The following is a 12474-nucleotide window of genomic DNA, read 5'->3' as shown; positions in this document are numbered from 1 at the left end:
ACCTACCTCGGCTGGCTGCCGTTCTTCGCCGTTCCGCCGTCGCCGCACCGGCCGCACGATGCTGGTCGTCGGCCTCGTCCTCGCGGTGATGATCCTGCCGATCATCACCGCCGTCGCCCGTGAGGTCTTCCTCCAGGCGCCGAAGCTGCAGAGGAGGCCGCGCTCGCCCTGGGGGCCACCCGCTGGGAATGATCCGGCTCGCGGTGCTGCCGTTCGGCCGCTCCGGGATCGTCTCGGGCGCGATGCTCGGCCTCGGCCGCGCGCTCGGCGAGACCATGGCGGTGGCGATCATCCTGTCGGTCTCCGGCGGGATCACGTTCAACCTGATCGGCTCCGGCAACCCGTCGACGATCGCCGCGAACATCGCGCTGCAGTTCCCCGAGGCGTCCGGCATCGACGTCAACGTCCTCATCGCGTCCGGTCTGGTGCTCTTCCTGATCACCCTGCTGGTCAACATGATCGCTCGCTACATCGTCGAGCGCCGCCGCGAGTTCTCGGGAGCGAACTGAGATGTCCACCGGGACCGAACGAATCCGCACCGACACCGAGGCGACCGTGACCGGAAGCACGCTGCAGGCCCCGGCCACGACGACGGCTCTGCCGCGTCGCAAGGGCTCCCTCCGGAAGTGGTCGCCGTGGGCCCTGGTCGCCGGATCGGCCGTGGTGGCGGCCGGTGCGACCGCGCTGGCGGGCGGCTTCGGCATCGGGCTGTGGGTCTTCCTGACCGTGGTCGTGTACCTGGTCGCCACCTACGTGGTGTCCCGCGCGGTGGAGGGCGCCCGCAAGGCCGCCGACCGGTTGGTGACAGCGATCGTCACGGGTGCGTTCCTGCTCGCGATGATCCCGCTGGTGTCGGTGCTGTGGACCGTCGTCTCGAACGGCTGGGCACGGTTCGACCCGACGTTCTTCAACAGCTCGATGCGCGGCGTCGTCGGGGTCGGCGGCGGTGCACTGCACGCCATCCAGGGCACGCTCATCATCACGGCGCTCGCCGCGATCATGTCCATCCCGGTGGGTGTGCTCACCGCGATCTACCTGGTCGAGTACGGCAACCGGTCACGCCTGGCGCGGGCGATCACGTTCTTCGTCGACGTCATGACGGGCATCCCGTCGATCGTCGCCGGTCTGTTCGCGTTCGCATTGTTCGCGCTGTTCGTCGGCCCGGCGGTGCGGTTCGGCTTCGCCGGCGCGGTCGCCCTGACCGTCCTCATGATCCCGATCGTGGTGCGCTCCACCGAGGAGATGCTCAAGATCGTCCCGAACGAGCTGCGCGAGGCCGCGTACGCGCTCGGTGTGCCGAAGTGGCGGACGATCCTCAAGGTCGTCATTCCCACGACGGCCGGCGGTATCGCGACCGGCGTCATGCTCGCCGTCGCCCGCGTCATCGGTGAGACCGCCCCGCTGCTGGTCACCACGGGTCTCGCGCTCGGCGTCAACCTGAACCCGTTCTCGGGGCCGATGGCCACGCTGCCGGTGTTCTCGTACTACTCCTACGCCGTTCCCGGCATCCCGCGTGAGGCGTTCCTCGACCGGGCCTGGACCGCTGCGCTGGTCCTGATGCTCGTCGTCATGGTGCTGAACATCGTCGCCCGCATCATCTCCCGCATTTTCGCCCCGAAGACCCGATAAGGAATCCGCGACATGGGCAAGAGTGTCGAAGCCAAGGACCTGAACATCTACTACGGGTCGTTCCTCGCCGTCGAGGGCGTCAACATGAGCATCAAGCCGAAGACGGTCACCGCGCTGATCGGTCCGTCCGGCTGCGGCAAGTCGACCTTCCTGCGGTCGACCAACCGGATGCACGAGAACATCCCCGGCGCCCGCGTCGAGGGCAAGCTCGAGCTCGACGGCCAGGACCTCTACGGGGCGAACGTCGACCCGGTCGGCGTCCGCCGCCAGATCGGCATGGTCTTCCAGCGGCCCAACCCGTTCCCGACGATGTCGATCTACGACAACGTCATCGCGGGGATGAAGCTGAACAACAAGCGGGCGTCGAAGGCCGAGTTCGACGACACCGTCGAGCGGTCGCTGCGCGGCGCGAACCTCTGGAACGAGGTCAAGGACCGGCTCGAGAAGCCGGGTTCGGGCCTCTCCGGTGGTCAGCAGCAGCGGCTCTGCATCGCCGCGCGATCGCGGTGCGGCCCGACGTGCTGCTGATGGACGAGCCCTGCTCGGCGCTGGACCCGATCTCCACGCTCGCGATCGAGGACCTGATCAACGAGCTGAAGAACGACGACTACACGATCGTCATCGTGACCCACAACATGCAGCAGGCGGCGCGGGTCAGCGACTTCACCGGCTTCTTCAACATCGAGGGCACCGGCAAGCCCGGCAAGCTGGTCGAGCTCGACGAGACCAAGACGATCTTCTCCCAGCCGAAGCAGAAGGCGACCGAGGACTACGTGTCCGGCCGCTTCGGCTGATCCTCGCAGCACGTCCGCACGGCGCCAACGCCCTCGGCCCCTCTCGGGGGGCCGGGGGCGTTCGTCGTCGCGGGCCGGGTCAGAGGACCGGGAGCTCGTCCACGGTGCCGCCGGTGACGGCGTAGACGACGTGGTCGGCCAGGTGCACGCAGTGGTCGGCGTAGCGCTCGTGGAAGCGGGCCAGCAGCGCGGCGTGGACGGCGGCCGGCACGCCCGCCGTCCAGTCCGGGCCGAACATCAGCTCGAAGACCTGGCGGTGCAGCGCGTCGACGACGTCGTCGTCCTCGCGCAGCTCGGCGGCGAGGACGACGTTGTGGGTGCGGAGCACCTCGACGGCCTTGTCGCCCATGGCCGCGACCCGGGCGCCGTAGTCGGCGAACAGCGGGTGGGCCTGCTCGGCGAGCACCACGTGGTCCCCGCTCCGGACGACGGTGGCGGCGATGTGCCGGGCCAGGTCGCCCATCCGCTCCAGCTGCTGGGCGCACCGCAGAGCGGTGATCACCGCTCGCAGTGGAGCGGCCATCGGCTGGTGGATGTTCATGGTCTCGACGGCGAGGAGCTCGATCGCGTCGCGGTAACCGTCGATGACGGGATCGCGGGAGACGACCTGCTCGGCGAGCCGGGTCCGGTCGGACAGCAACGCTTCGGACGCGTCGCGGAACGCCGCTGCGACGAGCGGACCCATCTCGTCGAGCATGGACCGGAGCTGCGCGAGGTTGTCGTCGAGCGTCTCCCTGCGCATGGCGACGACCTTAGAGCGTGTTTGGAAATTCTAGTGGGTTGAGGGTGTCGTGTGTTTCTGCTGGCGGGTGGCGGGGTATCCACGGGCGATGCGGCGGGTGATGGTGTTGATCGCGGCCCAGCGGATCATGGCTTCGGATGTGGTGGGGTGGCGTTCGTAGTCTCGGGCCAGGCGTCGGTGTGCGGTGAGCCAGGCCAGGGTCCGTTCGACCACCCACCTTCGTGGGAGGACGGTGAATCCGCGCTGCTCGGGTGGCTTGCGGATGATCTCGATCGTTGTCTGCAGGATCGTGGCGGCCCAGTCGAGCAGTCGCCCGGCGAAGCCGGCGTCGGCGTAGACGAACCGCACCCTGGTGCGCAGGTAGAGGTTGAGCAGGATCGGCTTGGCGCCGTCGCGGTCCTGTACCGAGGCCGAGCACACCATCGTGGTCAGCAGCAGACCGAGGGTGTCGGTCACGATGAACCGTTTCCGTCCGCCTGTCTTCTTCCCGGCGTCGTAGCCGCGGGAGTCCTGGCCGACGGTGTCGGCGCCCTTGACCGACTGGGAATCGATGATCCCCGCACTCGGCTCCGGATCACGGCCCTCGGCGATACGTAACTGCCCCCGCACGACCGGGAGGATCTTCTCGGTGACCTTCTGCTGTTCCCACTGGTTGAAGTACCAGTAGACGGTCTGCCAGGGCGGGAAGTCCACCGGCAACGCCCGCCAGGCACACCCGGTCCGCACGACATACAAGATCGCGTCCAGCACGTCCCGACGAGCATGAGCAACAGGCCGCCCCCGCCGCGCGAGCGGCGGTAACAACGGCTCGATCACCACCCACTGGGCATCACTGGTGTCCGAGGGGTACCGGCGCGGTCGTTCCTGCATGCCGACCACGATGGAGCACCCCAGCCGTGTCGACCATCCCGACACACCCACCATTTCCAAACACGCTCTCAGATCGGAGTTCGCGTCGGCTTCGGCCCGGGACCGGTGAACGCTCGGTGAACGGCGGGGTCAGGCGGCGCGGGCACGCAGGCCGACCCGCAGGCCGACACGGAAGCGCTCGGTGGAGCCGAGGACGGTCGACTGGACCCCGGTCACCTCGAACCACTCGAGGGCGTGTCCGGCGCGGCTCATGGCGTCCCGGATCGCAGCCTCGACGCTCTCGTCCGAGGTCCCGACGACCTCGGTGACGACGCAGCTCGCGTGTTCCATGCAGCAGACGTGCCCCCGGCGTCTCACCGTCAAACCCGATCGGTCGACCGTTCGCCGAGTGGGGTGTATCGACTGCCCCGAACGGGCCAACGATGCTCTCAGACGGCGAGCGGACCGGGCATCTGACCGGTGACGACGTACACGATCCGGCGAGCGACGGCGACGGCGTGGTCGGCGTACCGCTCGTAGAACCGCGCGAGGAGCGCGACGTCGACCGCGGCGGACACCCCGTGGGTCCAGTTGCGGTCCATCAGCACGGTGAACATGTGCTGGTGGATGTCGTCGACGGCGTCGTCGTCGGCCTCGAGCTCGTTCGCCGCGTCGAGGTCACGGGTGCGGATGACCCGACCGGCCTTCTCCGCGAGCTCGACGCCGACCCGGCCCATCTCGGCGAAGTAGGACTTCACCTCGTCGGGCAGCACGGACTGCGGGTGCCTGCGACGGGCGGCCTGGGCGACGTGCAGGGCGAGGTCACCCATGCGCTCGATGTCACCGGCACCGTGGATCGCGGCGACGACGACCCGCAGGTCGGTCGCGACCGGCGCCTGCAGCGCGAGCAGGCCGAAGGCCCGGTGCTCTGCGGCGGCACGGACGTCGTCGATCTTGACGTCCTCGGAGATGACCTGCTCGGCGAGCTGGAGGTCGGCCTCGAGCAGTGCGGTCGTGGCGCGCGCCATGGCACGTGCGACGTCGTCGCACATGTCTGCCAGGCCGGAGGCCAGCTCGTCCAGCTGCTCCTGATAGGTGTCGCGCATGTCCCGAGCCTAGGCCCCCGAGCGGCGACGTTCAGCCGCGGCGGGTGAACCCGCCGTGAACGCTGGACGACATACCCCGTTCGGGGGATACGGGCGGTTCAGTCGCAGTCGGCGTCGTCGGAGGGGACGGCCTGCACCGGAGCCGCGTCGCCGGCACCGACGACGAGCTCCAGCACCCGGCTCGCGGTCGGGTCCGGGACGGGGCGGGCACCCGGCAGCGCCTCCACGAGGGTGCCCGCGGCGTCGGTGTTGTCGGGGGAGTAGCGGACCTGCGCGCCCGGTGCCGCCGTTCCGGGGGTGACGCTGCCGATCTCGTAGCCGCGGTCGCGCAGGTCCGCGGCGATCCGGTCGACGGCACCGGGGCGGCCGGTCGCGTCGACCAGGTTCACGACGGTGCCCGGCCCCGGAGCACCCGCGGAGCGGGAGGCCGGCGCTGTCGCGCTCTCGGGCAGCGGTCCGTGCTCGCGCAGCGCGGAGAACAGCGCGCGTGCCTCGGAGCGGCGCAGCTCCAGCTGGCCCCGGGTGTTCGGGGCGTCGCTGACCGGGACGGACAGGAACAGCGGGGCTTCCCCGTCGCCCGCGGCACCCGACCGGGCGAGTCCGCGGGCGAGGGTGAGGATCTCGCCGGCGTCGACCCCGTCCGCCGACAGCGCCGACGACACCCCCGCCGCGGAGCGGCCCGGCGCACCGGGGGTCAGCAGCGAGGTGGTCGAGAGCGCATCGCCCAGCGCCGCGGCGAGCACGCGTTGCTGGCGCCGGACCCGGTTGGCCGGGGAGCTGTCCGCGGTACCCGCGGCGGAGGCGAAGCGGACCGCGGTGGCCCCGTCGAGCTCCACGGTGCCCGAGCCCTCCACGACCGGGCCGAGCACCGGGTCCACGACCGGGCGCTCGGTGCAGACCTCGATCCCGCCGACGGCGTCGACGAGCTCCGGGGTCCCGGCCAGGTCGAGTGCGACGAAACCGCTCACCGGCATGCCGGTGAGCTGCTGGACGACGCCGACACTGCAGGCCGGGCCGCCGACGTCGTAGGCGGTGGCGAAGGCGGTCCGGGACTCCGCGGGCACGGTGCCGCCGTAGGTGCCGGTCGCGGCGTCGAAGCGCCGGCACGGCGGCCGGGAGACCTCCAGCGTCGCGGGGATCGACAGGGTGACGGCCGGGCCGCCGCCCGCGGGCCGGTGGACCAGCACCGCCGTGTCGGTGCGCGCGGACTCCGCGGTGCTCGCGCGGTCGGCCTGCAGACCCAGCACCAGGACGTTCTGGTCATCGGCCTGGGTGTCGGCATCGAGGATCGCGTCGGTGTCCGGGGCGAGGGCGACGACGTCGCGGACACCGGCGTGGACCTCGCTGCGCCCGGCGAACCCGAAGGCGGTGGTGACCAGGACGAGCACCGCGGCCGCCGCCGCGCCGATCCGCAGCGCACGGGCGCGGGGGTCGAGCCGGGCCGGTGGCGGGGTGCCTACCGGTTCCGGCTCCGCGGAGCCGGGGACGGCCTCGTCCGGCGCGGCCTCCTCCGCCGTGGAGGTGTCCGCGACGGGCGGGTCGTCCCGGTAGCGACGACGGCGGCGGCGCGGCACCAGCGCGTCGACGACCTCGGTGACGCGCGAGTCCGCGGCGCCGCGGCGTGCGGGGCGCGACGGCGCCGCGCCCGCCCCGGCCCGTCCGGCCTCCGCGGTGGCGGCGACCCCGGTGCTCCCGGCGACCCCGGTGCTCCCGGTGGCCCCTCCGCTCCTGGAGCCAGGGCGCGCTGCGGCGGCCGGGGTCGCCCGGGTTCCCGGACCGGTTCCGGTGGCCGGGGTGGCGGGACGCGCGGTCTCCGGCGCCTCCGCGAGGGTGCGGGCGGGCCGGGCGCCGGCGCCACCGGGAGCGATGGGCGACGGCGGGCGCGGGGTGCCGCCCGGGGGTGGCGCCGGGGTGGGGCGCGACGGGGCGGGCGCGGCACCGTCACGCGGACGTGGACGCTGCGGCGCGGGCGGTTCACCGGGACGGCGCGGTACGGGCCCGCCGCGCACGCGTCGCACGCCGGTCGGGGCGACCGGCCCCGGCGGGGCGTCGGCCGGTCGCGGCTGCGGCTGCGACGGGTGTGCGCCGGTTGCTGGGCGCGGCTGTGGGTTCGATGGGTGTGCGCCGGTCGCCGGGCGCGGCTGTGGCCCGGACGGATGCGGCCCGGAGCCGGGGCGCGGCTGGGCCCCGGAGGGCTGGGCTGAGGACGGCTGGGCCCCGGACGGGTGCGCACCGGGGCGCCGCTGCGGGCCCGACGGGTGCGCGCCGGGTGGCGGGACGGGTGGTCCGGGAGGGCCCTGCGGTGCGGGGGGCGCGGGCGGGCCCGCGTCGTCCGGGCGCCGACGCGTACGCCGGGACCGGCGCACCTCGTCGTCGCCGTCCTGCACCGGGCCTCCTCGTCGCGACCGCCGGAGCGGACGCGCGTGACGGGGCGCGGGGTGGGGGACGCGCCCTTCCGGATCGTGCGGCCGCGGGGACCGCACGGCCGATCTTATTCGGCTCGGACCGACGCGGGTGGCGCGGGGCGCGACGCGCCCTGCTCCGGTTGGGGGATCGACCTGCGTCCGGCTGCCGCCCCGGCCAAGGTCACCCGGCCGTCGGCGTCGCGGTGGGCGACGGCGTTCCGTCCCGCCTGCTTGGCCGTGTAGAGGAGCACGTCGGCCTCGGTGACGAGGGCCTCGACGTCGTCGTCGCCCGGACGGGACCGGGCGACGCCGATGCTGATCGTCATCCGCAGGTCCGGGTGCAGGTCGGTCCAGTCGTGCGCGGCGACGCGCTCGCGGGCGGTCTCGCAGGCCGCGACGCCCTCCTCGGCGGTCAGCCCGGGCAGCACCAGCGCGAACTCCTCGCCGCCGTAGCGGGCGCAGAACGCGCCGGGTGGCAGGGCCCGGCCCAGCTCCAGCACCATCCGCTGCAGGACCCGGTCCCCGAACGGGTGCCCGTGGGTGTCGTTGACCAGTTTGAAGTGGTCGATGTCGGCGAGCGCCAGGCAGACGGGCAGGTCGGTGCCCGCGGCGAGCAGGTCGATCAGCCGCTCGTCGAGGTAACGGCGGTTGTACGACGCCGTCAGGCTGTCGCGGCGGCTCTGCTCCCGGGCCTCGGCGTGCTCGCGGCGGAGCCGGTCGAGCTCGTCGGCCGGGCTCGGCGCGCTGAGGCCGTGCAGGAGCCGGACGGCCTCGCGCAGGTGCAGGTAGGCCTGCTCGTAGCGGTGGTGCTCGGCGAGCCGCTCGGCGGCCGCGGTGTGCAGGGCCGCGCGGGCCGCGGGTGAGGCGGGGGCGAGGTCGTCGTCGTCCGGGGCCTCGGGCCCCTGGGCGGGCGGCGTCGTGCCGACGCGGCGGGCGGACCGCACGAGCCTGCGCACCGTCCATGCGGTGTCGGTCATGATCCACCTCCCCGTCGTCGTGCCGTTCCGGCGCCACTGGGACTGTTCATCGGTGACACCCCTGCGACGCTTGAGGCGTACGGGGTCGTCGGCACCCGTTCGGCGCCGTGGTTCCCCGGGTCGGGGTAACGCGTTTCGCCCCGGGGCCGCCGCGATCAACCTCCGGAGTGCTCCACGTCCGCCCCGAAGGGGATCGACGGGTCGTCCGGGTCGTCGAGCCAGTGCTCGGGCAGCACGACGCGACCGGGTGAGCCCTGACGCCCCCGCGGCCCGTCGGCCTCGGCCGGGAACGGCTCGTCCGGGTCCAGCCCGGACAGCAGCTCGTCGAGGTGGTCGATCGACTCCACCATGCCGAGGCTGCGCCGCAGCTCCGGGCCGACCGGGAAGCCCTTGAGGTACCACGCGATGTGCTTGCGGACGTCGCGGATGCCCTTGTGGTCGCCCATGTGCTCGCACAGCAGGACGGCGTGCCGGCGCAGCGTCGCCGCGACCTGGCCGAGGTTCGGCGGCGCCGGCAGCTCGCGGCCGGCGAACGCGGCCTCCAGGTCCCCGAACAGCCACGGCCGCCCCAGGCAGCCCCGGCCGACCACGACGCCGTCGCAGCCGGTCCGGGCGACCATGTCCAGCGCGTCCTGCGCGGAGAAGATGTCGCCGTTTCCCAGCACCGGAACGTGCGCAGGGACGGCGTCGCGCAGCCGGGCGATCTCGTCCCAGTCCGCGGTGCCCGAGTAGCGCTGCGCGGCGGTGCGCGCGTGCAGCGCGACGGCGACCGCGCCCTCGTCCACGGCGATCCGCGCGGCCTCGAGGTGGGTCTGGTGCTCGTCGTCGATGCCGATCCGCATCTTGACGGTGACCGGTCGGTCGCCGGCGCCGGTGACCGCGGCCCGCACGATCCGCCGGAACAGCTCCCGCTTGAACGGCAGTGCCGCCCCGCCGCCCTTCCGGGTGACCTTGGGGACCGGGCAGCCGAAGTTCATGTCGATGTGGTCGGCGAGGTTGCGCTCGACGATCATCTCCGCGGCACGCTGCATCGACGCCGGGTCGACGCCGTAGAGCTGCATCGAGCGGGGGTGCTCGTCCGCGTCGAAGGCGATCATGCGGAACGTCAGCGGATTCTTCTCGACCAGCCCGCGAGCGGTGATCATCTCGCAGACGTAGTAGCCGGCGCCCTGCTCGCGGCACAGGCGACGGAACCCGGGGTTGGTGATGCCGGCCATCGGCGCGAGCACCACAGGGGTGTCGACCTCGAACGGGCCGATGCGCAACGGCGGCAGCACGCGGTCACGGCGGGCAGGGGTGTCCGTCCGCGCGTCGCGGACGCTGTCCAACACGGTCACGCCCACCAGTGTCCCAGGCGCGCGGGACGGCGCCGACCTCGGCGTCGCTCAGAGCGTGTTTGGAAATTCTAGTGGGTTGAGGGTGTCGTGTGTTTCTGCTGGCGGGTGGCGGGGTATCCACGGGCGATGCGGCGGGTGATGGTGTTGATCGCGGCCCAGCGGATCATGGCTTCGGATGTGGTGGGGTGGCGTTCGTAGTCTCGGGCCAGGCGTCGGTGTGCGGTGAGCCAGGCCAGGGTCCGTTCGACCACCCACCTTCGTGGGAGGACGGTGAATCCGCGCTGCTCGGGTGGCTTGCGGATGATCTCGATCGTTGTCTGCAGGATCGTGGCGGCCCAGTCGAGCAGTCGCCCGGCGAAGCCGGCGTCGGCGTAGACGAACCGCACCCTGGTGCGCAGGTAGAGGTTGAGCAGGATCGGCTTGGCGCCGTCGCGGTCCTGTACCGAGGCCGAGCACACCATCGTGGTCAGCAGCAGACCGAGGGTGTCGGTCACGATGAACCGTTTCCGTCCGCCTGTCTTCTTCCCGGCGTCGTAGCCGCGGGAGTCCTGGCCGACGGTGTCGGCGCCCTTGACCGACTGGGAATCGATGATCCCCGCACTCGGCTCCGGATCACGGCCCTCGGCGATACGTAACTGCCCCCGCACGACCGGGAGGATCTTCTCGGTGACCTTCTGCTGTTCCCACTGGTTGAAGTACCAGTAGACGGTCTGCCAGGGCGGGAAGTCCACCGGCAACGCCCGCCAGGCACACCCGGTCCGCACGACATACAAGATCGCGTCCAGCACGTCCCGACGAGCATGAGCAACAGGCCGCCCCCGCCGCGCGAGCGGCGGTAACAACGGCTCGATCACCACCCACTGGGCATCACTGGTGTCCGAGGGGTACCGGCGCGGTCGTTCCTGCATGCCGACCACGATGGAGCACCCCAGCCGTGTCGACCATCCCGACACACCCACCATTTCAAACACGCTCTCAGAAGTCGACGGTGACGCAGGCGGGGCGTCCGCCCGCGGTGCCCGCATGCCCGGCGTGGGAGGCGGTCGGCTTCTCGTGCAGGACGACGGACTCCGCCCGCCGGTCGTCCGGGAAGACCCACGGGACGGTGGCGGTCGACTCGCCCGCGCCGTTCGCGTCGGTGGTGACGTCGAGCCAGATCTCGTTCATCGGGTTGGCGTAGGACGGGTCGACGCTCGGTGTCACCGGGTCCTCGGAGAACTGGAAGTGCGGGCCCGCGTCGGCACCGGAGGCCGCGGTGCAGGGCTGCGTGTGCGCGTGGGCGCCGTAGGTCCGGTTCGGCAGCAGCCCGGTCACGCGGAGGGTGGCGACGGTGGCACCGTCCTGCTCGGTGTGGGTGACCGCGACGGTCGAACCGACCGGGACGAGCGCCGGGTCGTAGGTGAACGCCGGCCCCTCGCCGCCCGGGCGAAGCTCGCGGACACCTGGGTCTCCGCGGCCGGTGACTGCCCGCCGCAGGCGGTGAGCAGGAACGCGGTCATGAGCAGGAGCACGGGACGCTTCATGATCGTCAGTGTCGGAGATGTGCGGTTTCGGGGCGCGTCGTCGTGGGCCGGTACGCCCGGACGGGTGTCGTGGTCGGGAAGGGGCCTCACGGGTCGCTCGACGGCCGTCGACCGTTCGTCCTCACGATCCTGTGCGACATGGGGTGTGGAGCGCGGGCGGCGATGCTCACGGACTGTAGGATTTCCTCAGGTTCCGCCGGGCGAGCACGGGGCGCGGGGGAGGGCCGGGGCCTCTAGCTCAATCGGCAGAGCAGCGGACTTTTAATCCGCGGGTTCGGGGTTCGATCCCCCGGGGGCCCACACAATCCGCAGGTCTCGGAGTCGCCCGAGCTGGTCACTGATCTTCCTGACAGTGACGTGCGAGTCGTCAAGGCGCCGCCTTCGGCCGCGCGGGGCCGGCCACGCCGGTCCCGCCGTCCGACCCTCTACCTCCGGCCCCGGGCGTGGCCGTCGGTGCCGGTTACCCGGCCGCGAGCCGCTGCGGCTGCCCTTACGCGAGGCTGCGAGCAGGGCGCCGGGCTCGGACGAAGAGGAAGACGGGGGCCGTTCGAAGTGTCGTTCTCAGTCCCTCGGGCAGTGGAGCATCAGCAACCGGCTGTGGCTCCTCGACAGCGTCGACGATGTAGCCCGCGTCCAGAAGCGGCCCGAAGATCGCTGAAACCGGGCGCCGGTACAGCGTGGCGGTGACCTCCTGGCCGTCTAGGTCCCACGTCTCGTGGACTTGCTCGGTCCGGTGGTAGTCGGCCTTGTCGCACAGCGCCCAGCCGTTGATCGGGTGGTGAACAGAGAAAAGCAGTGCGCCACCGGGAGCCAGGCAGCGGCTGAGTTCGGCCAGTGAGCCTTTTTCACCTGACGTTTGTGCTGGTCAGGGGCGTGAAGGCCGGCCGGGGTGGGGCTCCTGGTAGACGGATGGGTGTCGAACCGTCGTCTGCCAGGAGCCCCGTTGCTGTCCTACCCATCCGGGATGAACGTGTCCAGCCGTAGCGTCCGTGATCTGCGATCTTCTCCGGGGGCATCGGCGTCAGCGTGGAACACGCTGGCGCCGGCTCTCAGCCGGTCGGCAGGCCTTGCTGGTGCTCGCCTACCTGCGTAAGGGCGAGACCTACGCTGCC

10 protein-coding genes, 1 tRNA gene and 5 pseudogenes are annotated in these 12474 nt (G+C 72.0%); 6 read left to right on the top strand and 10 right to left on the bottom strand.

Translation table 11 applies throughout. The features are described from left to right. Window positions 1–188 precede the first annotated feature (188 nt). The 4 genes and pseudogenes from KPL57_RS71825 to KPL57_RS06815 form a co-directional block, all read left to right on the top strand. The gene (locus tag KPL57_RS71825; protein ID WP_226350938.1) at window positions 189–509 is read left to right on the top strand and encodes a hypothetical protein; all 321 of its coding nucleotides are present in this window, start codon (window positions 189–191) and stop codon (window positions 507–509) included. Window position 510: 1 nt separating this feature from the next. Next, window positions 511–1629 (top strand): phosphate ABC transporter permease PstA, encoded by a 1119-nt coding sequence (gene pstA, locus KPL57_RS06825; RefSeq protein ID WP_264197832.1) that lies wholly within the window; start codon window positions 511–513, stop codon window positions 1627–1629. A gap of 12 nt (window positions 1630–1641) precedes the next feature. Further along, window positions 1642–2070: pseudogene (locus KPL57_RS06820) on the top strand (phosphate ABC transporter ATP-binding protein); the annotation flags it as partial. Next, window positions 1977–2423 (top strand): annotated as a pseudogene (locus tag KPL57_RS06815) (phosphate ABC transporter ATP-binding protein); the annotation flags it as partial. The pseudogenes KPL57_RS06820 and KPL57_RS06815, both read left to right, overlap by 94 nt. Window positions 2424–2502: 79 nt before the next feature. On the opposite strand, the gene KPL57_RS06810 reads toward KPL57_RS06815, so the two are convergent. The 10 genes and pseudogenes from KPL57_RS06810 to KPL57_RS06765 form a co-directional block, all read right to left on the bottom strand. After that, complete coding sequence (locus KPL57_RS06810; RefSeq protein WP_020626046.1) at window positions 2503–3165, bottom strand: PhoU domain-containing protein; 663 nt, start codon at window positions 3163–3165, stop codon at window positions 2503–2505. Between the two features lie 14 nt (window positions 3166–3179). Next, window positions 3180–4089, bottom strand: a pseudogene (locus KPL57_RS06805) (IS5 family transposase); the annotation flags it as partial. Between the two features lie 75 nt (window positions 4090–4164). Next, window positions 4165–4365: a dodecin domain-containing protein gene (locus KPL57_RS06800; protein ID WP_020626047.1), complete on the bottom strand. Its 201-nt coding sequence runs from the start codon at window positions 4363–4365 to the stop codon at window positions 4165–4167. Window positions 4366–4463: 98 nt separating this feature from the next. Then, on the bottom strand, window positions 4464–5120 hold the full coding sequence (gene phoU, locus KPL57_RS06795; protein WP_060713545.1) for a phosphate signaling complex protein PhoU: 657 nt from the start codon (window positions 5118–5120) through the stop codon (window positions 4464–4466). 98 nt (window positions 5121–5218) lie between these two features. Beyond that, window positions 5219–7138, bottom strand: a complete 1920-nt coding sequence (locus KPL57_RS69400) for an LCP family protein (protein ID WP_226350935.1) — start codon at window positions 7136–7138, stop codon at window positions 5219–5221. A 473-nt stretch (window positions 7139–7611) separates the two neighbouring features. Beyond that, window positions 7612–8502, bottom strand: coding sequence for a GGDEF domain-containing protein (locus tag KPL57_RS06785; RefSeq protein WP_226350934.1), 891 nt, complete (start codon window positions 8500–8502; stop codon window positions 7612–7614). 155 nt (window positions 8503–8657) lie between these two features. Continuing rightward, a complete protein-coding gene (gene dusB / locus KPL57_RS06780; RefSeq protein ID WP_308252803.1) occupies window positions 8658–9779 on the bottom strand; it encodes a tRNA dihydrouridine synthase DusB in 1122 nt (373 codons plus the stop codon). A 112-nt stretch (window positions 9780–9891) separates the two neighbouring features. Continuing rightward, window positions 9892–10801, bottom strand: a pseudogene (locus tag KPL57_RS06775) (IS5 family transposase); the annotation flags it as partial. Between the two features lie 13 nt (window positions 10802–10814). Then, complete coding sequence (locus KPL57_RS06770; RefSeq protein ID WP_226350932.1) at window positions 10815–11153, bottom strand: hypothetical protein; 339 nt, start codon at window positions 11151–11153, stop codon at window positions 10815–10817. Then, window positions 11150–11362, bottom strand: a complete 213-nt coding sequence (locus KPL57_RS06765; RefSeq protein WP_226350931.1) for a hypothetical protein — start codon at window positions 11360–11362, stop codon at window positions 11150–11152. Before KPL57_RS06765 ends, KPL57_RS06770 begins: the two co-directional genes overlap by 4 nt. 227 nt (window positions 11363–11589) lie before the next feature. Here KPL57_RS06765 and KPL57_RS06760 point away from each other — a divergent pair. Continuing rightward, window positions 11590–11662: transfer RNA gene (locus KPL57_RS06760), tRNA-Lys, on the top strand. Window positions 11663–12305: 643 nt separating this feature from the next. Next, window positions 12306–12474: pseudogene (locus tag KPL57_RS06755) on the top strand (IS5/IS1182 family transposase); the annotation flags it as partial.

This window comes from Pseudonocardia sp. ICBG601, assembly GCF_020496245.1.
The sequence above is the reverse complement of the archived record's forward strand: the minus strand, read 5'-3'. Positions and strand labels throughout refer to the sequence as shown.